This is a genomic window from Streptomyces sp. NPDC057271, from assembly GCF_042668715.1.
Classification (GTDB): domain Bacteria; phylum Actinomycetota; class Actinomycetes; order Streptomycetales; family Streptomycetaceae; genus Streptomyces.
Genome location: NZ_JBHUYJ010000021.1, coordinates 67,392 through 91,088 on the forward strand (window position 1 = coordinate 67,392; position 23,697 = coordinate 91,088).

Annotated in this window: 16 protein-coding genes; 10 read left to right on the forward strand and 6 right to left on the reverse strand. The window is 70.6% G+C overall.

Translation table 11 applies throughout. The features are described from left to right. Positions 1 to 25: 25 nt before the first annotated feature. Positions 26 to 1,504, forward strand: coding sequence for an amino acid permease (locus ACFUJR_RS13115; RefSeq protein ID WP_383172063.1), 1,479 nt, complete (start codon positions 26 to 28; stop codon positions 1,502 to 1,504). Between the two features lie 92 nt (positions 1,505 to 1,596). On the opposite strand, the gene ACFUJR_RS13120 is transcribed toward ACFUJR_RS13115, so the two are convergent. After that, positions 1,597 to 2,685, reverse strand: coding sequence for an LCP family protein (locus tag ACFUJR_RS13120; RefSeq protein ID WP_383176479.1), 1,089 nt, complete (start codon positions 2,683 to 2,685; stop codon positions 1,597 to 1,599). Positions 2,686 to 2,935: 250 nt separating this feature from the next. Here ACFUJR_RS13120 and ACFUJR_RS13125 point away from each other — a divergent pair, with 250 nt between their 5' ends. The 7 genes from ACFUJR_RS13125 (at position 2,936) to ACFUJR_RS13155 (ending at position 14,393) form a co-directional block, all read left to right on the forward strand. Next, positions 2,936 to 4,561 carry a hypothetical protein gene (locus tag ACFUJR_RS13125; RefSeq protein ID WP_383176482.1) on the forward strand — a complete coding sequence of 542 codons (1,626 nt, stop codon included), beginning with the start codon at positions 2,936 to 2,938 and terminating at the stop codon, positions 4,559 to 4,561. Between the two features lie 191 nt (positions 4,562 to 4,752). Beyond that, positions 4,753 to 5,976, forward strand: a complete 1,224-nt coding sequence (locus ACFUJR_RS13130) for a CDP-alcohol phosphatidyltransferase family protein (protein ID WP_383176485.1) — start codon at positions 4,753 to 4,755, stop codon at positions 5,974 to 5,976. Next, positions 5,973 to 10,409 (forward strand): glycosyltransferase, encoded by a 4,437-nt coding sequence (locus ACFUJR_RS13135; RefSeq protein ID WP_383176488.1) that lies wholly within the window; start codon positions 5,973 to 5,975, stop codon positions 10,407 to 10,409. Before ACFUJR_RS13130 ends, ACFUJR_RS13135 begins: the two co-directional genes overlap by 4 nt. Before the next feature lie 79 nt (positions 10,410 to 10,488). Next, positions 10,489 to 11,205, forward strand: a complete 717-nt coding sequence (locus tag ACFUJR_RS13140; RefSeq protein ID WP_383176491.1) for a rhamnogalacturonan acetylesterase — start codon at positions 10,489 to 10,491, stop codon at positions 11,203 to 11,205. Continuing rightward, positions 11,202 to 11,930 (forward strand): Ig-like domain-containing protein, encoded by a 729-nt coding sequence (locus ACFUJR_RS13145; RefSeq protein WP_383176494.1) that lies wholly within the window; start codon positions 11,202 to 11,204, stop codon positions 11,928 to 11,930. The genes ACFUJR_RS13140 and ACFUJR_RS13145 overlap by 4 nt, the downstream gene beginning before the upstream one ends. After that, complete coding sequence (locus ACFUJR_RS13150) at positions 11,923 to 13,191, forward strand: phosphodiester glycosidase family protein (RefSeq protein WP_383176497.1); 1,269 nt, start codon at positions 11,923 to 11,925, stop codon at positions 13,189 to 13,191. Before ACFUJR_RS13145 ends, ACFUJR_RS13150 begins: the two co-directional genes overlap by 8 nt. A gap of 116 nt (positions 13,192 to 13,307) precedes the next feature. Continuing rightward, positions 13,308 to 14,393, forward strand: coding sequence for a hypothetical protein (locus tag ACFUJR_RS13155; RefSeq protein WP_383176500.1), 1,086 nt, complete (start codon positions 13,308 to 13,310; stop codon positions 14,391 to 14,393). Between the two features lie 95 nt (positions 14,394 to 14,488). On the opposite strand, the gene ACFUJR_RS13160 is transcribed toward ACFUJR_RS13155, so the two are convergent. Then, positions 14,489 to 16,618: a 3-hydroxyacyl-CoA dehydrogenase NAD-binding domain-containing protein gene (locus ACFUJR_RS13160; protein WP_383176503.1), complete on the reverse strand. Its 2,130-nt coding sequence runs from the start codon at positions 16,616 to 16,618 to the stop codon at positions 14,489 to 14,491. Then, positions 16,615 to 17,829 (reverse strand): acetyl-CoA C-acyltransferase, encoded by a 1,215-nt coding sequence (locus ACFUJR_RS13165; protein WP_361440995.1) that lies wholly within the window; start codon positions 17,827 to 17,829, stop codon positions 16,615 to 16,617. The genes ACFUJR_RS13160 and ACFUJR_RS13165 overlap by 4 nt, the downstream gene beginning before the upstream one ends. 306 nt (positions 17,830 to 18,135) lie before the next feature. Here ACFUJR_RS13165 and ACFUJR_RS13170 point away from each other — a divergent pair, with 306 nt between their 5' ends. After that, the gene (locus ACFUJR_RS13170; RefSeq protein WP_383176506.1) at positions 18,136 to 19,263 is read left to right on the forward strand and encodes an alpha/beta fold hydrolase; all 1,128 of its coding nucleotides are present in this window, start codon (positions 18,136 to 18,138) and stop codon (positions 19,261 to 19,263) included. Positions 19,264 to 19,305: 42 nt separating this feature from the next. On the opposite strand, the gene ACFUJR_RS13175 is transcribed toward ACFUJR_RS13170, so the two are convergent. The 3 genes from ACFUJR_RS13175 to ACFUJR_RS13185 all read right to left on the reverse strand — a co-directional run bounded on the left by ACFUJR_RS13175 (position 19,306) and on the right by ACFUJR_RS13185 (position 22,364). Continuing rightward, positions 19,306 to 20,592, reverse strand: a complete 1,287-nt coding sequence (locus ACFUJR_RS13175; protein WP_383173376.1) for an HRDC domain-containing protein — start codon at positions 20,590 to 20,592, stop codon at positions 19,306 to 19,308. A gap of 117 nt (positions 20,593 to 20,709) precedes the next feature. Continuing rightward, positions 20,710 to 21,375 carry a response regulator transcription factor gene (locus ACFUJR_RS13180; RefSeq protein ID WP_352186942.1) on the reverse strand — a complete coding sequence of 222 codons (666 nt, stop codon included), beginning with the start codon at positions 21,373 to 21,375 and terminating at the stop codon, positions 20,710 to 20,712. Positions 21,376 to 21,683: 308 nt separating this feature from the next. Continuing rightward, entirely contained in the window at positions 21,684 to 22,364 is a 681-nt protein-coding gene (locus tag ACFUJR_RS13185; RefSeq protein ID WP_383173377.1) for a DUF3000 domain-containing protein, read from the reverse strand. 91 nt (positions 22,365 to 22,455) lie between these two features. Here ACFUJR_RS13185 and hemE point away from each other — a divergent pair, with 91 nt between their 5' ends. Beyond that, positions 22,456 to 23,532 (forward strand): uroporphyrinogen decarboxylase, encoded by a 1,077-nt coding sequence (hemE, locus tag ACFUJR_RS13190; protein ID WP_383173379.1) that lies wholly within the window; start codon positions 22,456 to 22,458, stop codon positions 23,530 to 23,532. Positions 23,533 to 23,697 lie beyond the last annotated feature (165 nt).

A 23,697-nucleotide genomic window follows, 5' to 3' on the forward strand; every position in this document is an offset into this window, starting at 1 on the left:
GCAACCACCACGAGCCAGTTCCGGGATGTTCCGGACGAAGACGGTCGAGCAGTCGATCCGGGACACCGAAGAGCCCGAGCACGCGCTCAGGAAGTCGCTCTCCGCCTGGGACCTGATGGTGTTCGGCGTCGGCGTCATCATCGGCACCGGCATCTTCGTGCTCACCGGCAAGGTGGCCAAGGAGAACGCCGGTCCCGCCACGGCCCTGGCCTTCGTCGCCGCCGGCATCGTCTGCGCGCTCGCTGCCCTGTGCTACGCCGAGTTCGCCTCGACGGTCCCCGTCGCCGGATCGGCGTACACCTTCGCGTACGCCTCGATCGGCGAACTGCCGGCCTGGATCATCGGCTGGGACCTCGTCCTGGAGTTCGCGCTCGGCACGGCCGTCGTCGCGGTGGGCTGGTCCGGCTACGTACGGTCCCTGATGGACAACGTGGACTGGCATCTGCCGGCCGCGCTGGAAGGGCCCGACGCGGCGGGCGGTACCTTCGACATCCTGGCCTTCCTGCTGGTCCTGGTGCTGACCGTGGTCCTCGTCCTCGGCATGAAGCTCTCCGCCCGCATCACCGCGATCGTCGTGGCCATCAAGGTCACGGTCGTCATGATCGTGATCATCGCGGGTCTCTTCTTCATCGTGGGCGACAACTACGACCCCTTCATCCCCGACGCGGTCACCCCGCCCGGCGGAGGCTCCGCCTGGGACGCCCCGCTGGTCCAGACGATCTTCGGGTACGAGCCCACCAACTTCGGCGTCATGGGCATCTTCACCGCCGCCTCCGTCGTCTTCTTCGCCTTCATCGGCTTCGACGTGGTCGCCACCGCCGCCGAGGAGACGAAGCTTCCGCAGCGCGACATGCCGCGCGGCATCCTGGGCTCGCTGTTCATCTGCACCGTGCTCTACGTCGCCGTGGCCCTGGTCGTGACCGGCATGCAGCACTACACGGAACTCTCCGTCAGCGCACCGCTCGCCGACGCCTTCAAGGCGGTCGGACACCCCTTCTACGCGGGTGTGATCAGCTTCGGCGCCGCCGTCGGTCTCACGACCGTCTGTCTGATCCTCCTGCTCGGCCAGACGCGCGTCTTCTTCGCGATGAGCCGCGACGGGCTGCTGCCGCGCTTCTTCTCCGTCACGCACCCGCGGTTCCGGACCCCGTACCGCCCGACCATCCTGCTCGGCGTCGTCATCGCGATCGTGGCCGGCTTCACCAGCATCAACGAGCTGGCGACCCTGGTGAACATCGGCACGCTCTTCGCCTTCGTCGTCGTCGCCATCGGTGTGATGGTGCTCCGCCGCACGCGCCCCGACCTGCACCGTGCCTTCCGTACGCCGTGGGTGCCGTTCCTCCCCATCCTCTCCATCGCCGCCTCGGTCTGGCTGATGCTCAACCTGCCGGGCGAGACCTGGTTCCGCTTCGCGGTCTGGATGGCCGTCGGCATCGTCGTGTACTTCCTGTACGGCCGCTCCCACAGCCGCCTGGGCAAGGCGGGGCAGAACGCGCTGTACTGACGCGCCGTACCCACGTGCCGTGACGGCGGAAGGGGTGCGAACCGGTGGGAGGACGGTTCACACCCCTTCCGTGCGTCGTGTGTGCCGCTGCGTCAGCCGCCGGTGGCGGGTGACTTCTTCGCCGACTCGGGGATCCGGGTGTCCTCGCGGATGGCCTTCCACAGCCGGGAGGCGTTGGGCTCGTACGCGACGACCCGGTTCGGGTCCTTCTTGTCGTACGCGACCGGCAGCATGATGGTCTCCATGCTGCTCGGGTCGACGCCGTTGAGGGACCGGGCGAACTCGCTGAGCGCGGTGAGCGAGGCGAGCCCGGAGTCGGTGGTCAGCGCCTTGGTCGCCGAGTCGGCGACCTCGTAGGTCTTGGTGGGGCTGCTCAGCAGATCCTGCTTGCGGACCTCGGTGAGGAGCGCGGTGAGGAACTTCTGCTGGTTGCCGATGCGGCCGAGGTCGCTGCCGTCGCCGACGCCGTACCGCGTCCGTACGAAGGCCAGGGACTGCGTGCCGTCGAGCCGCTGCGGGCCGGCGGCGAGATCGAGGCCCGCAGCGCCGTCCTTGATGGGCTCGTCGATGTCGACGGTGACGCCGCCGATGGCGTCGACCAGGTCCTTGAAGCCCGCGAAGTCGATCTCCAGGTAGTGGTCGAGCCGTACGCCGCTCATCTTCTCGACGGTCTTCATCACACAGGCCGGTCCGTACTGCGCGAACACGGAGTTGAACATCACGCGCTGCGCGGCGGGCGCCGTGCCGCCTCCGGACTTCTGGCACTCGGGCCGGGTGACGAGGGTGTCGCGGGGGATGCTGACCGCGACCGCCTGGGTGCGGCCCTCCGGTATGTGGACCACCAGGGCGGTGTCCGAGCGGGCGCCGCTGACCTTCCCGCCGTCCAGGTCCGCGTTGTCCCCGGCGCGCGAGTCGGAACCGAGGACCAGCAGGTTCTGTCCGGTGGTGGGCAGCTTCTGCGGGCGGTCGTCGCCGAGCGCCTTGTCGACGTCGACGGCCTTGATGTTGCCGTCGAGGCTGCTGTACATCCAGTACGCGGTTCCGCCCGCGGCCAGCACGAGAACGAGCAGCACCAGCAGGACGATCCGCCCGGTCCTGCGCTTGCGCCGGGGTGCCTTGCGGGAGCGGCCGCCGGAGGTCCCGTCGGTTCCGGCGTCCGGCGTACGTATGTCCTGACTCATCGCGCGTGCATCCTCGAATTCTGAACCCGCTGCGGGTTACGGCGACCCGGCACCCCCCCGGGGCATCAGGATCAGCTCAAGCTCCTGTGAAGCGTGAATTATAGGCCGACCTCGTACTGGTGTATGACTTCGGGTCATCCCGGATTTTCCACTCGAACAGAGAAACGTTTATCGTCTACTCGATCGAGCGTTGATGAACCTGGTGTGAACCACGGTCGAACCACGGTTCCGGGGAGAGGGGGAGGGCGTGGTGCGAAGAGCCGGGCGCCGTACGCGGACGAGTCGTCCGGCCGGTGATTCCCCGTCCGTCACCGAACGGCCCGACGGCCCCCATCCGTCCCGATCCGCGGGATTCCTCGCCGTCGTCGTCGCCACGCCTGCCGACGCGATCGCGCTGGTCGGCACGGAACCTCCCGGTGCCCCGATCGCCGTGGTCTGTCTCCAGGCCGGAGCGGACGGGGAGTCCGAAGCGCTCGGGCGCGCCCTGGCCGAGGCGCGGCAGCGGGGGCACCGGATCGCGGGTGAGCCCCGCGTCCTGCGCGTCCGGGACAAGGACGTCGACGCCTCGCTCCGCGAGGTCTTCCTCGAACTCGGGCCGACGCGAGTGGCCACGCTGGACCCCGATCCCGCGAGTACGGCCGTGGACGAGGACGGTCCTCGCGGGGGCCGGAAGTTCGCCGTCGTCGAGCCGCCCGCGCGCGGCCGTGCCGCCCGGGCGGCGGTACGCGCGGCGCGCTGGTATCAGCACCGCACCGGAAGACCGGTGTTCGTGGAGTGCCGTCGGGCGGCCGCCGACCCGGGGACCCCGCTCGACCTCGCGTCCCGTTACCCCCGCCCGGCCCACTGGCTCACCAGGGGCGCGGACGGCCGGCTCTCCCTCCATCTGCTCTCCGCCGCGGGTGTGCTGCGCTGGACCGAGGTCGCCTCGGGCGGCCCGCGGTGGACCGGCCCCGTGCTGCTGGAGACGCCCGAACTCATGCCGGGACTCACCGTGCTGCAGGGTGCCGACGGCTATGTACGGCTCTTCGGGCTGCGCCGTACCGAGGGCGCGGAGGAGGACGAGGGCGCGCTGGAGGTGGTGACGGCCGTCCAGTACCAGAGCGGGCGCGCGCTCGGCCCGTGGGCGGAGCTGGGCAACCCCAACGCGCGTGAGTGGCACAAGGCGCGCCGGGTCGGGTTCCCGGTGGCCGCGTTCGACGGTGACGGCACGCTCCATGTCTTCGTGCGCAACGTCGGGGCGAGCATCAGCACCCGACGGCAGGACGCGAACGGTCACTGGTCCGCCTGGCAGCACCTCAGGGGCTGCCGGGTGGCGGACGAGCTGGCCGTGTTCCCCGGCTGGGACGGCGGTGTCGAGCTGGTGGCCCGCAGGCGCGAGGGCGTGGCCGCGGTGCACTGGCACTACGATCGCGCCTCCCGGACGTGGGCGGAGTTCGACGACATCCCGGTGAGCGCCGTGCCCGGCAGCCTGTCGGCGGCGCCCGAAGCGGGGTCGCTGCGCTTCCGGTACGCGGCGACCAACGAGGTCTGCGTCTGGCAGCCGGGCGCGCCCGCGCCGATCGGCCTGGGCGGCGCCGACGGAAGCGGGCCGGTCGCGGGCGTCGCGGGCGCCGACGTCGACGCCTGGAGCTGTACGGTGCTGGTCCGCGCGGGGCACGACGGTGTGACCGCGGTCGGGGCCCACGCGGACGGCCGCCCCGACCTGGGTGTGTGGTGGTCGCCACAGGGCGGCAGGTCCCTCGTCCCGCCCGCCGTCGCGCTCGACGGTCTCGGACGTGTGGTGATCGTCATAGTCGGAGAGGACGGGGCCCCGCGTGTGTCCCGGCAGCGCAGGGGCGTACAGGGCCTGGAGTTCGGCCCGTTGGAGGCGCTCTGAGCGTGTCCCGGACAACAGAAATCGAACGCGAGATCGTCGATCACGTTTGCTAGGGTCGTCCAGGGTCTTTATGTGAACCACAGGTGAAAGTTCTGTGGATGCGAAGTACCCGGCCCTCTCGACGGGGCTCAGGCGTGTGAACCAACGGGGGTTCTGACGCTTCAGACATTCCACGCCTAGCACGAGGGACCATGCACAAGCTCTCAGTCAGAGCCGTCCAGAAGCTGACGTGCAAGAAGCGCGACGCCTGGTGGACGGTCCTCCTCGTGGACCCCGTCGCGACGCGTCTGGTCTGCTGGTTCGCCCGGTTCAACTTCATCACGCCGAACCGGGTCACCTGGGCCGCGCTGTTCGTGGGACTCGGCTCGGCGGCCCTCTTCCTCAAGGGCGACTACACGTCACTCGCCATCGGCGCCGGGCTCTACCACATCAGCTTCATCCTCGACTGCATCGACGGAAAGCTCGCCCGGCTCAAGGGCAACGGCTCCGTCTTCGGCGGCTGGCTCGACTACGTCTTCGACCGCATCCGCGTCCTGTTCTGCGCCCTGGCCCTGATGGGCGGTCAGTTCCTCCGCACGGACAAGCCCATCTACCTCCTCGCCGCCCTCGTCGTCGTCTTCCTCGACATGCTCCGCTACGTCGACGCCCTCCAGATCTACAAGATGCGCATGTCCATGCGGTCCAAGATCGAGGCCGTCACCCTCGCCCGGCAGGCCGAGGCGGGGGTCCGGGAGGAGGACCAGAAGGTCGTCTTCATGGAGGACCTGCTGCGCGAGAATCCGCTGATGGAGGCCGACGTCCACAAGGCGGCGGCCGCGGAGACGGGACACTCCGAGGTCATCGACCTGCACCAGGGGTTCCGCAAGAGCTTCCCCTGGTACGCGCGCGTCCGTCACGCCCTGCTGCGCAGCCGGATCCGGCCGCATCTGATCAGCGGCATCGAGTTCCAGATGTTCATCTTCATCGTCGGCCCGCTGATCGGCCACGTACTCCTGACCACCGCTGTCTCCGCGGTGCTGATGGGCGCCTTCGAGCTCGTCATCATGTTCAAGTTCTGGCTCTCCACCCGCGACTTCACCCGCACCATGGAGCGCCTCGCCCCCGAGAACGTGCCGACCCGGGCCGGTTCCATCGCCCCGCATCTCCAGGCCGGCCGCCACCGCCGCCGCGGATACGACCCCGTCGACGCCGACGCCGTCTCCACCGCGCAGGCCGCCACCGCGCTCCTCGCCGACCAGCGGTTCCCCGCACCGGAGCCCGACGAGGACCCGGGATTCCAGCCGTACCCCCGTCCCTACGACGACCTGCGCGGATCCCGCCCTCACGACACCATGCAGCTCCACCGGATCACGCACATCCCGGCGCAGCCCTCTGCCCGGTACGGTCGCGCCGAAGAGGAGCGGCACAGCAGATGAACCACCCGCTCAACGCCCCCCGGTACCTCGTCAGCATCGTCGTCCCGGTGTACAACGCGAGCGCCACGCTCGCCCGGGCGCTGCAGTCCGCACTCGCCCAGACCCACCGCGCGGTCGAGGTTCTCGTCGTCGACGACTGCTCCGCCGACGGCTCGCTCCTGGTGGCCCGTCAGTTCGCCGCCGCGGACCGTCGCGTCCGTGTCATCGAGCGACCGCAGAACAGCGGGGGCTGCGGAGCGCCCCGCAACAACGGCATCGACGCCGCCTCCGGCCAGTACGTGATGTTCCTCGACGCCGACGACGAGCTGCCGCTCAAGGCCGTCGAGGAACTGCTCGCCTCCGCCCTCACCACCGGATCGGAGGTCACCGCGGGCCGTGTGCTGCGCATCAATCCGGTCAAGGACGAGAACACCGTCTGGCAGCCGCAGCTCTACGCGGTCGACCGGACCACCGGTGGCCTCGGGGCCGTGCCGGAGCTGTTCGACGACCCGATCGCCGCCGGAAAGCTCTACAGTCGCGCCTTCCTCGACGACTTCGGCATCCGCTTCCCCGAAGGCGTCTTCTTCGAGGACACCTACTTCTCGACGGTCGCCAACTTCCACGCGCGCTCGCTCACGCTCCTCACCACCCCGGTCTACCGGTGGATGTGGGATCGCGACACGGACCAGCCGTCCATCACGAACCGGCGCCACGAGCGGCGCAGCATCAGCGACCGCGTCCTGGTCCACCGGTACACCGACCGGTTCCTGACCGCCGTCGGCCGCCCGGACCTGCTCGCCCACAAGGGTGCCAAGTTCCTCTCCCACGACCTGCGCCTCTACACCTCCGAGCTCCGTACCGGCGACCAGGCGTACCGCAGCGCCTTCGTGCGGACCGTCGCCCCCTATCTGCACGCCCTGGACGAGCGCGCCTACGAGCTGTGCGGCCCCATGGAGCGCGTCCGCGCCTTCGGGCTCATGCACGACCGGGTCGACATCGCCATCTCCGCCGCGGACTTCATGCGCCGCCGCAGCGTGATCAGCTCCGACATCGTCGAGCGCGACGGCCGTGTGTACTGGTCCGGCTCACTGCTCGGCAGACCCGGCGCGGAGATGTTCCTCGACGTCACCGAACTGGAACTGACCGGCACCAAGCTGGCCGACGCCCGGCTCTACAACGAGGCGTCCCGGGTCGAGATCCACGGCGACCGGCTGCACATCGCCGGCGCGATACGCAACCAGTTCGGCCGGATCGACCCTGGGGACAAGGTCGAGCTCCTGGCGGTGCTGCGCCGTCGGAGCACCAAGGCCGACCACCGCTTCCCCGTCTCGGGCGTCGAGATCGACGACCAGTGGATCCGCTACCACGCCACCGTCGATCTCGCCGACACCCTGGGACGGGCCGACCGCGCGGGCCACTGGAACTTCTTCGTCCAGCTCCGTCACGACGGCGAGCGCGCCTCGACCGCCCTCGCCGTCCCCCACATCGACGTGACCGAGCTGCGGTACACCGGCGGGGCCGGGGTCCACGAGTTCTACGAGACCGTCAGCGGCAACCTCGGCCTCCGCCCGGAGACCAGCGCGGCCCAGAAGAAGGCCGAACCGCGCGACACCTCCTGGCTGTGGTGGCAGGGCACCACCGCGCCCGAGCCCGTGGCGCCGCCGAACAGCTGGTCGGCGGCGATCGTGGTCCACTGCCGCAACGACGAGTACAACATCGGGGAGTTCCTCTCCTCGCTGGCCGCCCAGGCCGGATTCGCCGGGACCCAGGTCGTCCTCGTCGACGACGGATCGAGCGATGCCACCGCCCGACGGCTGGCCGCCTTCGCGGCGTACTACCCCAACGCGAGCGTCCTCACCCAGGCCGTCCTCGGCTTGCGCTCCTCCTTCGACCACGGCCTGCGGTACGTCACCGCGCCGTACGTGATGTTCGCGCGCGCCCGGGACATCCTCGGCGAGTCCGCGCTCGCACGGCTGCTCGCGGCGGCGCGCAAGGTCCCGGGCGGCGTCGACGTCGTCGTCGGAGAGGAGGACAACTTCCCCGGCCCGCGACGCACCGACGACGCGCCCTGGCGCCGGTACTTCGAGGAGACCGCGCCGGTGCACCGTCTCGACGACGCGCCCTACCTCGTCTTCTCCACCGCACTCGGCGGGAAGCTCTTCAAGACCTCGTACGTACGCGACCGCCACTTCCGCTGCGGTCATGGGCCCGGCTTCGAGGACGACTGGTTCACCGTTCCGGCCATCCTGCGCAGTCGCCGCCTCGCGGTGGCCCGTGGCGCCCGCTTCTACGCGCGCGACGAGCAGCAGGAGGACTCGCTCTTCGACCGCCCCTGGAACGACCCCGTCAAGACCCAGGAACTGGTCCGGCTCGCCGCGCACGTACTGAAGGCGGTGCACGGCGCGTCCGAACGCACGGTCCGGCTGGCCCAGCGTTTCGTGGTCCGCACGCTCCAGCCGTATGTGCGCAACATGCACCGGATCATGAGCAAGCCGGAGATCGGCGCGGTCTTCCCCATGCTCCACTCGATCTACACGCAGGTGCCCGACGAGCTGATCCTCCAGTACGCCGTCCAGCCCCTGGCCCGACTCCAGCATCACGCGATCGTCACCGGCAACGTCGAACTGTTCGCGGAGCCGCTGAGCAAGCAGGCGTACCTTCCGACACTGCACATCGACGACGAGGGCGTCTTCCGACGGCTCGCGGTCGACTCGGTCGAGACCTCTCTGCTGCGTGTCCCGAGGACCGGCGTCGTGCTCGAGACCTTCAGCTGGTCCGGCGGGGAGATCGAGTTCGAGGGTCTGCTGGTCTTCTCGTCGACGGACATCGACGCGCTGTTCACCAACCGCATCGAGCTGGTGCTCAGCGACGGGGAGCGCGAGGCCACGGCCGCCGTGACACAGGTCTACCGGCGGGACCGCTGGCGTACCCGCAAGGACCAGGACTGGTTCTCCGGCTGGCGCGCGGTGGTCCGGCAGGAGTCGCTCGACGCGCTCGCCAACGCCGAGCTGAGCCTCGCGATCCGTATCCACGCGGACGACCGGCACCACGACATCCCCCTGTCCACCCGCCAGATGCTGCACCGCTTCAAGGGCACGCACACCCGCGGCCGGCGGCGCTTCGTGCTGACCATCGACGGGGACGAAACGGCTTCCGTCCGCTGGGTGCGCGGGTTCGCCGCCCGGCTGGGGGACCGGTTCCGCCGCTTCCGGCAGGAGTTGCGGGCATCCCTGCCCGGCCGCGACGGCTGGCGCACCCGCCTGTTGTACTGGCTCACGTACCCGGTCCTGCACCGGCGTGGCATCTGGATCATCGGGGAGCGCGAGGACACCGCGCAGGACAACAGCTACCACCTGTTCAAGTGGATCCGGCAGCACCACCCCGAACGCAAGGTCTACTACTCCATCAACGGGGACTCCCCGGACTGGGACAAGGTCGCCCGCCACGGGCAGGTCATCGACCGGCTGTCCTGGCGACACCGGGCCTATCTGCTGCACGCGGAGCGGCTGATCAACGCCTACGACCTGGAGGCGTACCTCGGCTTCCCCGGGCTGAACAAGCGGGCCTTCCTGCGGGGGTACGGCGATCTGCTGCGCTACAAGCGGGTCTTCCTCCAGCACGGTGTCGTGTACAACGACGTCGTCGCGTCGATCCACGCCCAGGCCACGAACGTCGACATGGTGCTCACCACGGGCCGCAGCGAGCGCGCGTACTACGCCGAGCACTGCGGATACGGATACGAGCGCGTCGCCGCCACCGGACTGCCGCGCTTCGACGCCCTGGAGCGGGTGAACGGGCCGCGCCGCGTCCTTGTCATGCCGACGTGGCGCCGTGACATCGTCGCGCCCTCCTACAACAAGGCCGCCAAGCCGGAGATGCCTTTCGTCGCCTCCGAGTACTACCGCTTCTTCTCCTCGCTGCTGCGTGACGACCGGCTCCTTGCCACGCTCGAACACCACGGCGTCGAGCTGGAGTTCATGCCGCACTACGAGATCAGGCCGTACCTCAAGCACTTCAAGATCGACCACCCGTCGATCACGGTCTCCACGACGGGCCGGGACGTCCAGCTCGCCATGCGGGAGTGCTCGATGCTGGTGACCGACTACTCGTCCGTGTTCTTCGACGTCGCCTACATGGGCAAACCCATCGTCTACACGAACTTCGACGACGAGCAGTTCTACAGCAAGCACTACAAGCGCGGTTACTTCGACCTCGCCCGGGACGGGTTCGGACCGGCATGCGGCACCGTCGACCAGGCGGTCGAGGAGATCATCCGTTCCATCGAGCGGAACTTCGAGGTCGAAGAGGTGTACCAGCGGCGCGCCGAGGAGTTCTTCGTGCTCCGTGACACCTCGAACTGTGAGCGCGCCTACCGGGTGATCGAGACGCTGGACCCCGCCGAGGTCGCGGATCCGGCGTTCGACGACCTCCATCGCGGGGTGCTGATTCCATGAAGCGGCAGGACGGACAGGGATGGACGGACGGATGAGGAGAATCTTCATCGCGGGAGGCTCAGGTGCCTGCACGCGGCAGATGAGCATGGCCCCGATGGCCGGCTGGGGACAGGCGCTCCACCTGTTCACACCGGGCGCCGAAGTCATCAACGCGGCCCGCGCCGGGGCGAGTTCGCGCAGCTTCTACGAGCGCGGACGCCTCGACTGGATCCTGGAGAACATCGCCCCCGGCGATCTGCTGCTCGTCTCCTTCGGACACAACGACATGCGGGCCGAGGACGGTCGCTTCAGCGCGCCGTTCTCCGACTTCCAGTTCTATCTGAAGAAGTACGTCAGCGGGGCCCGGTCCCGGGGCGCGCATCCGGTTCTCGTTCCCGGAGTGGAACGGCGCGTGTTCGATGCCTTCGGCAACATGCGGCGCAGTCTCGGCGTCTATCCGCAGGCCATCCGGGAACTCGCGCAGGCGACCTCCACACCACTCGTCGACCTGCACGAGTTCACCTGCTCCTGGTGGGAGCGACTCGGCCCGGAGGAGAGCAAGAACGTCTTCCTGTACCTCCGGCCGGGGGAGCACCCCAACTATCCCGACGGGGTCGAGGACAACAGCCATGTGCGCCCCCACGGCGCCCTGGAGTGCGCCCGGTTCGTCGCCCGTGAGATGTACGCCCAGGGTCTGCTCCTCCCGGACTACTTCCGCAACCTGGACGCGCACATCCCGGAGCAGGAGGTCACCTGGCTGCCCGACGACGTCTTCGAGTACCTGACCAAGTCCCGCGTGAGTGAGGTCGTGCGATGAGTGACTGGTACCCGCTGGCCCAGGCCTGGGTGAGCCATCCGGAGAGCCCCCGGCACGGCGGCCGTCTGGAACTCTTCTCCGACGCCGACCCGCAGCTGCCGCTCGTCCCGGGACAGACGTTCTCGCTGACGCTGTCGATCACGCCGCAGGACGCGCCGTTCCGGACCTACGGCTACCTGCTCGGAGACGTCTTCGAGGGCGTCACGAGCGTCGTCACGCACAAGGGCCTCGGCAAACTGGGCAACGGGCGCTACGCGACGTACGCCTCCGGCGCCGAGCCGCGCGCCGCGACCCTGGTGGCCAGGATCTCGGAGGACGCGGCCGAGGGCTCGTATCTGCTCCCGCGGATCGTGGTCGGCGTCAAACGCACCGAGGACGAACGCCTGGTGTCCTCCATGTCGGTGTCCCACGTCGGATACCGGGTCCGTCGGCACTGGCTGCCCGGACGCTCCATGGTGCTGCCTCCCGGCGGACGGTTCGTGATCCCCGGCGACTACAGCCCCGCCGCCGGACTCCGGCTCGTCGGCAGCACGTTCGCCGCCCACGGGACGCTCCTCGGAACCCCGGACGGCAGCCTCACCTACCAGGCGGATCCCGACCACATCGGCTACGACGGCTTCTCCTGCTGCTTCGAGGACGAGAGCGGGCACCGCGTCTGGTCCGAGGTCACCGTGTACACCGGCGACCTGAGCCACTCGCCCGGCGCGATCCGCACGGATGCCTAGGACCGCGCGCCGCGTCGCCGTGCTCGCGTCGGTGCTCCTCCTGACCGCCGGGGCCTGCACGGACGCCGGCGACGACCGCCCCGCCCTCCAGAGCCCCACCGTCACGCCGAGCGGGCGTCCGGTGGCTCCCGGCGTCGTCCATGAGGAGTTCACCGCCGACGGCCCGGCGGGGCCCGTCCGCGTCGAGGTGCTGCGCGTCGCGACCGACGCGAAGGCACGGCTGACCGGTGTGCACGGCAGGAGGCTGGCGACAGCGCAGACGGTACGCGAGGCCGCGCGGCAGAGCGGAGCGCTGGCCGCGGTCAACGGCTCGTACTTCGACATCCGCGGAGGGAAGGCGTTCAGCGGCTTCGAGGGCGATCCGACGGGCCTGTACGCGGAGGGTGACCGGGTCCTCAGCGAAGCCCGCAACGACAGCGCAGCCCTCGTCCTCGGCTACCGCGACGGGCTCCTGGACGCGCGGATCACCGAGGTCTCCACCCCGGGCCGGATCGAGGCGGAGGACACGGCGAGCCGGGCACTGGACGGCGTCAACCGGGTGCCGGGCCGGCTGCGCCCCTGTGGGGGAGTGGACGGCCGCCGCCTCTCCGCGGCCGGGCGCCTCGTACGCGACGACCCGCGCACCGGGCTCTGCTCCGTCCCCGACGAGATCGTGGAGTTCACCCCGCAGTGGGGCGTCGACACCCCGATCGGGGGACCCGGGAGCGTCGAGGCCGTGCTCTCCGCGGACGGAACCGTCCAGCGGCTGAGATCCCCGGCCGGCGGCCCCGTCCCGGCGCGCGCACGAGTGCTGTACGGCATCGGCGATGGCGCCGACTGGCTCCGGGAGCACGCGCGCACGGGTCGGCGGCTGGAGGCGTCGATGCCCATGCACGGCCCCGACGGCGGGACGCTCGTCGGACCGGTCGACTCGGTCGTCGGAGGCGGGACCCGGTTGCTGGCCGACGGCCGCGTCACGGTCGCGGGCAGGACCGCCTCGTCGGACCGAGCCGCCCGGACCCTCGCCGGTGTCACCGAGGACGGCTCGGTCCTCCTGGTCACGCTCGACGGCCGCGACCCCGGAGTGAGCGAGGGGGCCACGCTTCCGGAAGCGGCCGCTCTGCTGCGCTCCCTGGGAGCCACGGACGGCGTCACCCTCGACGGTGGCGGTTCGACGACGATGGTGGTGGACGGCCGGCTCCGCAACCGTCCGCGCGAGGCCGTGGGCGACCCCGTGGAGGAACGCCGGGTCTCCACGGCGATCGCCGTTCTGCCGCGCTGAGCGGGAGCCGCTGGGTGGCGTTTGGGCGTCCCCGCCACCCAGTAGAGTCGACGAACAGCAGTCCGAGCGGACCTGCCCATTCCGATGCTGACCTGTCGACCGGAGCGCTGGACCCCATGGCATATCGATCCGAGGACCCGACCCGCCGTCCGAAGGGGCCGTTCAGCGTCCCGACACTGAACGGGGGCTGGCTCACCCGTGGCACGGAGGGCCGCTTCAGCGCGTATCTGCTCAGGGACGGCGAGGTGGTGCGCTGGACGGAGGACACCGACGGCCGGTGGAGCGGCGCGGTCTCCCTCGGCGGCGGCGGACTCCTGCCCGTGCTGGCGGTAGGACAGGGCGCCGACCGCTACGTCCACCTCGTGGGGCTGCGCCCCGTCCCCGACACCGAGGACCACGTCGAGCTGGTGCACACCACCCAGTTCCAGACGGGTCGTCCCGCCGTGGAGTGGCGCTCCATCCAGCACTCCAACGGCAAGAGCTTCAAGCGGACCGGCAACCCGAGCATCGCGGTCGACGCCGAGGGACGCGCGTACGTCTTCACCCGCAACGGCGGCGGCGGACTCAGCGTCCGGGCCCAGAAGCAGGGCGGCGGCTGGCACCCCTGGTGGGACCTGATGGGCAGCGGCACCGACCCGTCGCCGGTCGCCGTCACCAACGGCGAGGGCCTCGTCGAGCTGTACACGGCCACCGCCAAGGGACTGCTGCGCTACGTCCAGGAGGAGCCCGGTGGCAAGCCCGTGCGGCAGGACGTGGTGCCCGCCGCCGTGACCCTCGGCACACTGGCGGCGGTGACCGGGCCCTCGGGACACGTCACGCTCTTCTACCTCGACAAGGACGGGCACGTCTGCGTCTGGTCCCCGGGCCGCTCGCCCGAGGCGACGCCGTTCGTCGACGCCGTGGGGACGGGACCGCTCGCGGCCGCCTCCTGCCGGATCGACGGCTTCGACTGCACCGTCCTGGCCCAGCAGTCCGCCGACGGGCGGCTCGCGCTCGCGGCGTACCCCGCCGAGCAGGAGACGGCCGGCGCCAAGTGGACGGAGACCGGCGCCCCGCAGGGCCCGCTCACGACCACCCTCACCCAGGCACTGGACGGAGGTCTCGTGGCCATGACGGTGGCCGACGGGCCGGTGCTGCTCACCATGCGCCAGCAGACGGCGTCCGACGGCTTCCAGCTGGGCGCCTGGCACGCGGTGGTCTGAGCAGCACCGCCTGCCGAGCCGACCACGGCGAACGGCCCCGGTACCAGGAGACTGGTACCGGGGCCGTTCTGCCTGCCGCTCTCGCGGCCCGCGGGTTACGCCGGGACGCTCGCCACGCCCTGCGCGAGGAACGGCTTGCCGTTCACCCGCTGCGAGACACCCTCACGGTCCAGGTACGGCGTGATGCCGCCCAGGTGGAAGGGCCAGCCCGCGCCCGTGATCAGGCAGAGGTCGATGTCCTGCGCCTCGGCGACGACACCCTCCTCCAGCATCAGGCCGATCTCCTGCGCCACCGCGTCCAGGACACGGTCGCGGACCTGCTCCTCGGTCAGGACGACATCGCCCTGCTTGAGGAGCGCGGCGACCTCGGGGTCCAGCTCCGGCTTCCCGGAGTCGTAGACGTAGAAGCCGCGCTTGCCGGCCTTGACCACGGCCGCCAGGTTCGGGGAGACGGTGAAGCGCTCCGGGAAGGCGCGGTTCAGGGTCTCGGAGACGTGCAGACCGATGGCCGGGCCGACGAGCTCCAGGAGGACCAGCGGGGACATCGGCAGACCGAGCGGCTCGATGGCCTTCTCCGCCGTCTCGACCGAGGTGCCCTCGTCGATGACGTTCTGGATCTCGCCCATGAAGCGGGTCAGGATGCGGTTCACGACGAACGCCGGGGCGTCCTTCGTGAGGACCGCGGTCTTCTTCAGCTTCTTCGCGACACCGAACGCGGTGGCGAGGGAGGCGTCGTCCGTCTTCTCGCCGCGGACGATCTCCAGGAGCGGGAGGATCGCGACCGGGTTGAAGAAGTGGAAACCGACCACGCGCTCCGGGTGCTGGAGCTTGGAGGCCATCTCCGAGACCGACAGCGAGGAGGTGTTGGTGGCGAGGATCGCGTGCGCCGGAGCGACCGCCTCGACCTCCGCGAACACCTTCTGCTTGACGCTCATCTCCTCGAACACGGCCTCGATGATGAAGTCCGCGTCCGCGAAGCCCTCGGCCTTGTCCAGGACACCGGAGACCAGGCCCTTGAGACGGTTGGCCTTGTCCTGGTTGATCCGGCCCTTGCCGAGCAGCTTCTCGATCTCGGCGTGGACGTAGCCCACACCCTTGTCGACACGCTCCTGGTCGATGTCGGTCAGGACGACCGGCACCTCGAGGCGGCGCAGGAAGAGCAGTGCGAGCTGGGAGGCCATCAGACCGGCGCCGACGACACCGACCTTGGTGACCGGGCGGGCCAGCGACTTGTCCGGGGCACCGGCCGGGCGCTTGGCGCGCTTCTGCACCAGGTTGAAGGCGTAGATGCCGGAGCGGAGCTCGCCGCCCATGATCAGGTCCGCGAGGGCCTGGTCCTCGGCGTCGAAGCCCTTCTGCAGGTCGCCGTCCTTGGACGCCTCGATGATGTCCAGGGCGCGGTACGCGGCCGGGGCCGCGCCGTGCACCTTGGAGTCGGCGATGAACCGGCCCTTGGCGACGGCCTGGTCCCAGCCCTCACCGCGGTCGATCTCCGCACGCTCCACCGTGACCGACCCGTTGAGGACCGAGGCGGTCCAGATCAGCGACTGCTCCAGGAAGTCGGCGCCCTCGAAGATCGCGTCGGCGATGCCGAGCTCGAAGACCTGCTTGCCCTTGAGCTGGCGGTTCTGGTTCAGCGAGTTCTCGATGATGACCGAGACGGCCTTCTCCGCGCCGATCAGGTTCGGCAGGATCGTGCAGCCGCCCCAGCCGGGGACCAGACCGAGGAAGACCTCGGGCAGCGAGAAGGCGGGGAGCGCCTTGGAGACGGTGCGGTATGTGCAGTGCAGACCGACCTCGACACCGCCGCCCATCGCCGCGCCGTTGTAGTACGCGAAGGTCGGCACGGCCAGCGCGGACAGACGCTTGAAGACGTCGTGGCCGCCCTTGCCGATGGCCAGCGCGTCCGAGTGCTGCTTGAGCAGCTCGACGCCCTTGAGGTCGGCGCCCACCGCGAAGATGAACGGCTTGCCGGTGATACCGACGCCGACGATCTCACCGTTGGCGGCCTCGGCCTCGACCTGGTCGATCGCGGTGTTGAGGTTGGCCAGCGACTGCGGACCGAACGTGGTCGGCTTGGTGTGGTCGAAGCCGTTGTCCAGCGTGATCAGCGCGAACCGGCCCGCACCCGCGGGCAGTTCGAAGTGCCGTACGTGGGCGCTGGTGACGACCTCGTCCGGGAACAGCTCGGCCGCACCCTTCAGAAGCTCGGCGGTGGTGCTCACTTGCCCTCCCAGTGGGGGTTCTCCCAGATGACGGTGGCGCCCATGCCGAAGCCGACGCACATCGTGTTGAGGCCGTAACGGACCTGCGGGTTCTCCTCGAACTGGCGGGCCAGCTGCGTCATGAGACGGACGCCGGAGGAGGCGAGCGGGTGACCGTAGGCGATGGCGCCGCCGTACTGGTTGACGCGGGCGTCGTCGTCGGCGATGCCGTAGTGCTCGAGGAAGGCCAGGACCTGGACGGCGAAGGCCTCGTTGATCTCGAAGAGGCCGATGTCCTCGATGGACAGACCCGCCTGGGCGAGCGCCTTCTCGGTGGCCGGGATCGGGCCGTAGCCCATGACCTCGGGCTCGACGCCGGCGAAGGCGTACGAGACGAGGCGCATCTTCACCGGGAGGTCGTTCTCGCGGGCGAAGTCCTCGGAGGCGATGATCGAGGCGGTGGCGCCGTCGTTGAGACCGGCCGCGTTACCGGCGGTGACGTTGCCGTGGACGCGGAACGGCGTCTTCAGGTTGGCCAGCGACTCCAGGGTGGTGCCCGGGCGCATCGGCTCGTCGGCGGTGACCAGGCCCCAGCCGGTCTCGCCGGCCTCGGCGTTGGTGCGGCGGACCGAGATCGGCACCAGGTCCTGCTGGATCTTGCCGTCGGCGTACGCCTTGGCGGCCTTCTCCTGCGAGCGCACCGCGTACTCGTCGGCGCGCCGCTTGGTGATGCTCGGGTAGCGGTCGTGCAGGTTCTCGGCGGTCATACCCATGAACAGGGCGGACTCGTCGACCAGCTTCTCGCTGACGAACCGCGGGTTCGGGTCGACGCCCTCGCCCATGGGGTGACGGCCCATGTGCTCGACACCACCGGCGATGACGGCGTCGTACGCGCCGAAGGCGATGGAGCCGGCGACCGAGGTGACGGCGGTGAGGGCACCGGCGCACATGCGGTCGATGGAGTAGCCCGGGACGGACTGCGGCAGCCCGGCGAGGATGCCGGCGGTGCGGCCGAGGGTCAGACCCTGGTCACCGATCTGCGTGGTGGCGGCGATGGCCACCTCGTCGATCTTCGCGGGGTCGAGGCCGGGGTTGCGGCGCAGCAGCTCCCGGATGGCCTTCACGACGAGATCGTCGGCGCGGGTCTCGTGGTAGATGCCCTTCGGGCCCGCCTTGCCGAACGGGGTGCGGACGCCGTCGACGAAGACGACGTCCCTGACGGTACGAGGCACGATGGCTCTCCTCCAGGGTGCGGGATGGCACTGCTGCGGCACGCGGCTAAGCGCGCGCTTGCTCCCCCCATGCTACTTGCGGGTAACCGGGCTGCCCAGCCCCGGGGGCCGGAGCGGCGAAGGTCACACTCCGCCCGGCGCGCAAGGGGCGCATTTGTGAGCCCGGCGTGCGCCCGTCCGATCGGAGGGTCCCGCCACCCGATGGGCTCAGGCCCGGCGCCGTGCCGTGGCGAGGGGCGCATCGCGAGTCGAGGCTGGTCCCGCCGGGGCGCGAGGCCCCGGACCCGACACCCAGAACGGACCTCCATGCCCGTCATCACCAAGGACCACGCGGTTTCCCACAAGTCCACCCTCCCCGCGAACAAGGACGAGATGGTCAAACTCTTCGTACGGGAGAAGCGCGACACGTCGCCGGAGCACGGCCCGGATCGCAAGGCCGTCCTCATGCTGCACGGCCGGAGCGTTCCGGTACTCGCGGGCTTCGACCTCCAGCACGCCTCGTACAGCTGGGCCGAGGCGCTGGCGAAGGCCGGCCACGACGTCTTCATGATGGACCTCCAGGGCTCCGGGCGGTCGCCACGGCCCAAGATGGACGATCCGCGCAACGTCAACCCCGCCAACCAGAACCTCCTGAAGCCACGACCACCGGGATTCACCCCCGGCCCGGCGAACTACGCGTTCCAGCTGAACAACTCGAACAGCGACCGGGACGAACTGCACACCGTCGTGGAATGGATCCGCAGGGAGCGCGGCGTGGACAGGGTCGCCTTCATCGGCTGGTCCGCGGCCGCCTTCACCATGGGGCCGTACGCCGTGAACAACCCCACCAAGGTGGAGAGCCTCTTCCTGTTGGCGCCGATCTTCCCGCCCGACGGCACGTCCACCCCACCGAGCACGCTGCCGCAGCCAGGTTTCCCCACGTTCCTGAGCACGAGATGGGGTGTCGAGTCGGGGTGGAACGCGGAGCTGCGCTGCCCGGACCAGCGTGAACCCGGCATGGTCGAGAAGGCCTGGGCCGCGATCATGGAGAACGACCCGGTGGGCAGGGACTGGGGGCCGCCGGAGGGTCTCAACCGGATCCGGAACTTCGTCCGGTGGGGCTGGAACCGGACGACGGCCGCGCAGGGCGGTGTCCTCGGCGGAAGCGTGCCGATCCTGATCGTGTACGGGGATTCCGACACCCAGGTGAACACGTCGCCGCCCAGCACGAACCCGGAGCTCAACTTCTCGGTCCCCGCCCTCTACGACGCCGTCGCGGGCTCCCACAAGCTCATGGTCAAGCTGGCCTGTGCGGGCCACTCGGTGGTGTGGGAGGTGCAGCACAAGAACATCCACAACCTCTCGAAGCACTGGCTCAAGCACCTCAAGGTCGACGGCAAGACCCAGGGCGTCTTCGACATGGCCGTGAACGGAGACCTCAGTTCGCTTCCGTAGGACGTGCGGAGCCCCCGGCCGTGCGCGGCCGGGGGCTCCGGGTCACTCCTCGGCGCTCGCCAGCGCCGTCACCAGCAGCGGCGTGACCAGTTCGATCTGCCAGGGGCGCGCCCCGTACCCGGCGAGTGCGCCGGCCACCGACTCGGCCGTCGCCCCGGCGGGCGGCTCCCAGCAGACGCGGCGGACCGTGTCCGGGGTGATCAGGTTCTCCTGGGGGAGATTCAGTTCCTCCGCGAGGGCGGAGACCGACGTACGGGCGGCCGAGAGCCGGGCGGCCGCCGCCGGGTCCTTGTCCGCCCAGGCGCGCGGCGGGGGCGGGCCCGCGACCGTCTGGCCGGGCTGCGGGAGCTCGCTGTCCGGGAGGGCCCTCGCCCGGTCCACGGCCGCCTGCCACTGCTCCAGCTGGCGCCGGCCCATGCGGTGGCCGAAGCCCGGCAGCAGGGTGAGCGCCGCCACGTTCGCCGGCAGCGCGAGAGAGGCCTCCACGATCGCCGCGTCGCTCAGCACCTTGCCGGGCGAGACGTCCCGCCGCTGGGCGATGCGGTCCCGGGCCGTCCACAGCTCCCGTACGACCGCCATCTGGCGCCGGCGCCGCACCTTGTGCATGCCGGACGTCCGCCGCCACGGGTCCTTGCGCGGTGGCGCGGGCGGCGCCGAGGCGATCGCGTCGAACTCCTGCAGGGCCCAGTCCAGCTTGCCCTGCCGGTCGAGCTCCTTCTCCAGTGCGTCACGCAGGTCGACGAGAAGCTCGACGTCCAGCGCGGCGTACCGGAGCCAGGGCTCGGGCAGCGGGCGGGTGGACCAGTCCACCGCGGAGTGCCCCTTCTCCAGGGCGTAGCCGAGGACGGACTCGACCATGGCCCCGAGTCCCACCCGCGGGAAGCCCGCGAGCCGGCCGGCCAGCTCGGTGTCGAACAGCGCGGTCGGCGTCATGCCTATGTCCCGCAGGCACGGCAGGTCCTGGGTCGCCGCGTGGAGGATCCACTCCGTCCCGGCGAGTGCCTCGCCGAGGCCGGACAGGTCGGGGCAGCCCACCGGGTCGACGAGCGCGGTGCCCGCGCCCGCGCGGCGGAGCTGGACGAGATAGGCGCGCTGGCCGTAGCGGTATCCCGAGGCGCGCTCGGCGTCCACGGCGACAGGCCCGTGGCCTGCGGCGAACGCGGCGATCACCTCGGCGAGCCCCTCGGCGGTGGTCACGACGGGCGGAATGCCCTCACGGGGCTCCAGCAAGGGGATCGGCAGCCCATTCGCAGGGACGTCGTCGTCCGGGGGAGCGCCCCCGGTGGTTCGCAGTGCTGTGTCTGCTGCGGTCTCTTGGGCGTCGGTCACGTGTCAAGGGTATCTGTGAATCGGCACATGCCTGTCGACAGAACGCCGGAACGTTCCGTCGACAGGCGCCGATCTTTCGTCAACCGCGCGGGTGGCCCGTGCGGGGACTCTGCGGACTCAGTGGATGATTCCGGTGCGCAGCGCCACCGCGACCATGCCGGCCCGGTCGCCGGTGCCCAGCTTGCGGGCGATCCGGGCCAGGTGGCTCTTCACGGTCAGGGCGGAGAGGCCCATGGACACGCCGATCGCCTTGTTCGACTGGCCTTCGGCCACCAGCCGGAGCACCTCGACCTCACGGCCGGAGAGCTCGCGGTAGCCGCCCGGGTGGCTCGGGGCACCCGGGGGGCGGCGGTGGCCGAGGCGAGCCGCCGCGGCGCCGATGGGGGCGGCCCCGGGGCGGGAGGGGTGCCCGATGTTGGTACGCGTACCGGTGACGACGTAGCCCTTGACGCCGCCGGCGAGCGCGTTGCGCACCGCACCGATGTCGTCGGCCGCGGAGAGGGCGAGGCCGTTGGGCCAGCCCGCCGCGCGGGTCTCGGACAGCAGCGTCAGGCCGCTGCCGTCCGGGAGGTGGACGTCCGCCACGCAGATGTCGCGGGGGTTGCCGACGCGAGGACGGGCCTCGGCGATGGACGACGCCTCGATCACGTCGCGTACGCCGAGGGCCCACAGGTGGCGGGTGACGGTGGAGCGGACGCGCGGGTCGGCCACGACGACCATGGCCGTCGGCTTGTTCGGGCGGTAGGCGACCAGGCTTGCGGGCTGCTCGAGGAGAACGGACACACGGCCTCCTGGGGAGATGCGGGACGGAGCCGGCTCGGGGAAGAAGCCGGGGGCGAACCCGTGCGGTGAAGGGGTCATTGACCTCTTCGGCAGCTGGGCCGCCCGCCTTTAGGGAAAGATCACGATTGGTGAGTAACAATTGGGGCAATTCGGACGCATGATCGATCATCCTGCGAATGGATCTCCCCCCGGGCCGCAGCCGAAGCCCCGGCCGGAGCCCCGCCGCGCCCGCACCGGACCCTCGCGCCCCTGGCCTCGCGAGGCCTCCCGTGCGGGCCTCCCACCGTGCCCCTGCCGGGCCGATACACCTAGGGCTGCTGGGGACCCCTGCGCTGGGGGAGGGAGACGACCCCCGCGCCCGAGATCGTGCCCGCCCCCGGGTCGGGGGGCGACGGCGGGAGTCCCGCGATCTGGCAGAGCAGGTCCGACCAGGCCGCCAGATGCGCCGCCGTGTCCGGCGCGCCACCCAGGGCGTCCTGGGGGGTCCAGGAGGCCCGGATCTCGATCTGGGTCGCCGGACGGCGCTCGGCGAGCCCCCCGAAGTAGTGCGAGCCCGCCTGGGTGACCGTGCCGCTCGCCTCCCCGTACGCGAGGCCCCGCGCCTCCAGCGCACCGGTCAGCCACGACCAGCAGACCTCGGGCAGCAGCGGGTCCGCCGCCATCTCGGGCTCCAGCTCCGCCCGTACGAGCGTCACCAGCCGGAACGTGCCCTTCCAGGCGTCGTGCCCGGCCGGGTCGTGCAGCAGCACCAGCCGCCCGTCGGCCAGATCGTCCTCGCCCTCGACGACGGCCGCCTCCAGCGCGTACGCGTAAGGGGCCAGGCGCTGCGGCGGCCTGGTCGGGTCGATCTCCAGCTCCGGCCGCAGCCGAGCCGCCCGCAGGGCGTCGACCGCCCGCCGGAATGCGGGGGGCACCGCGTTCGCCTCCGTGTCGCCCGTACCTCCGTCACCGTCGGAATGATCGGAAAAATGTCCCTGAGCCGCAGCCATGCGGGGAAGAGTAGGCGGAACGGGGGCCTCGCGCAGGGAGGGACACCCGGCCCGGGCGAGCGGCTTCCCGCCACATGCGAAGATTCTGGTCGTGAGTGCCAATGAAAGCCCCGTGGGCCAGCAGACGAAGCAGCAGTCGCGGACGCACGACTCCGCGTTCCTCAAGGCGTGCCGACGGGAGCCCGTGCCGCACACGCCGGTCTGGTTCATGCGGCAGGCCGGGCGCTCGCTGCCCGAGTACCTGAAGGTCCGCGAGGGCATCCCGATGCTCGAGTCCTGCATGCGCCCCGAGCTGGTCACCGAGATCACGCTGCAGCCCGTGCGCCGCCACAAGGTGGACGCGGCGATCTACTTCAGCGACATCGTGGTCCCGCTCAAGGCCATCGGCATCGACCTCGACATCAAGCCCGGCGTCGGCCCGGTCGTCGCCGACCCGATCCGCACCCGTGCCGACCTCGACCGGCTGCGCGACCTGACCCCCGAGGACGTCCACTACGTCACCGAGGCCATCGGGATGCTCACCGATGAGCTGGGCTCCACCCCGCTCATCGGATTCGCGGGCGCGCCTTTCACCCTTGCGAGCTACCTCGTCGAGGGCGGTCCGTCCCGCAACCACGAGCACACCAAGGCGCTCATGTACGGCGACCCGCAGCTGTGGGCCGATCTGCTCGACCGACTCGCCGAGATCACCTCGGCCTTCCTCAAGGTCCAGATCGAGGCCGGCGCCTCCGCCGTCCAGCTCTTCGACTCCTGGGTCGGCGCCCTGGCACCCGCCGACTACCGCCGCTCCGTGATGCCCGCCTCCACCAAGGTCTTCGACGCGGTCGCCTCGTACGGCGTCCCGCGCATCCACTTCGGTGTCGGTACGGGTGAGCTGCTCGGTCTCATGGGCGAGGCGGGCGCGGACGTCGTCGGCGTCGACTGGCGCGTCCCGATGGACGAGGCCGCCCGGCGCGTCGGCCCCGGCAAGGCGCTCCAGGGCAACCTGGACCCGGCCGTGCTGTTCTCCACCCCGGAGGCCGTCGAGACCAAGACGGACGAGGTCCTGGCCGCTGCCGCGGGCCTGGAGGGGCACGTCTTCAACCTGGGCCACGGTGTGCTGCCGACCACCGACCCCGACGCGCTGACGCGCCTGGTCGAGTACGTCCACACGAAGACGGCCGTCTGAGCGCACTCCTCGACGTGACGGCGCCGTCGCCTCCCGCCCGGGGGGCGACGGCGCCCTTCGTCACCGACACGCCCGGCCTGCCGACATGCCCGGTCGGCGACGCGCTCGGTCCGGCGACGGACCGGGGTCCGTCGGCGCGCCCGGTCCGTCGACGCGTCTGCTCTG

Bases quoted from the DNA above. Each gene is read 5' to 3' on its own strand.
- ACFUJR_RS13115 (WP_383172063.1), top strand. From the start codon at position 26: ATGTTCCGGACGAAGACGGTCGAGCAGTCGATCCGGGACACCGAAGAG.
- ACFUJR_RS13120 (WP_383176479.1), bottom strand. From the start codon at position 2,685: ATGAGTCAGGACATACGTACGCCGGACGCCGGAACCGACGGGACCTCC.
- ACFUJR_RS13130 (WP_383176485.1), top strand. From the start codon at position 4,753: ATGCACAAGCTCTCAGTCAGAGCCGTCCAGAAGCTGACGTGCAAGAAG.
- ACFUJR_RS13135 (WP_383176488.1), top strand. From the start codon at position 5,973: ATGAACCACCCGCTCAACGCCCCCCGGTACCTCGTCAGCATCGTCGTC.
- ACFUJR_RS13140 (WP_383176491.1), top strand. From the start codon at position 10,489: ATGAGCATGGCCCCGATGGCCGGCTGGGGACAGGCGCTCCACCTGTTC.
- ACFUJR_RS13145 (WP_383176494.1), top strand. From the start codon at position 11,202: ATGAGTGACTGGTACCCGCTGGCCCAGGCCTGGGTGAGCCATCCGGAG.
- ACFUJR_RS13150 (WP_383176497.1), top strand. From the start codon at position 11,923: ATGCCTAGGACCGCGCGCCGCGTCGCCGTGCTCGCGTCGGTGCTCCTC.
- ACFUJR_RS13155 (WP_383176500.1), top strand. From the start codon at position 13,308: ATGGCATATCGATCCGAGGACCCGACCCGCCGTCCGAAGGGGCCGTTC.
- ACFUJR_RS13170 (WP_383176506.1), top strand. From the start codon at position 18,136: ATGCCCGTCATCACCAAGGACCACGCGGTTTCCCACAAGTCCACCCTC.
- ACFUJR_RS13185 (WP_383173377.1), bottom strand. From the start codon at position 22,364: ATGGCTGCGGCTCAGGGACATTTTTCCGATCATTCCGACGGTGACGGA.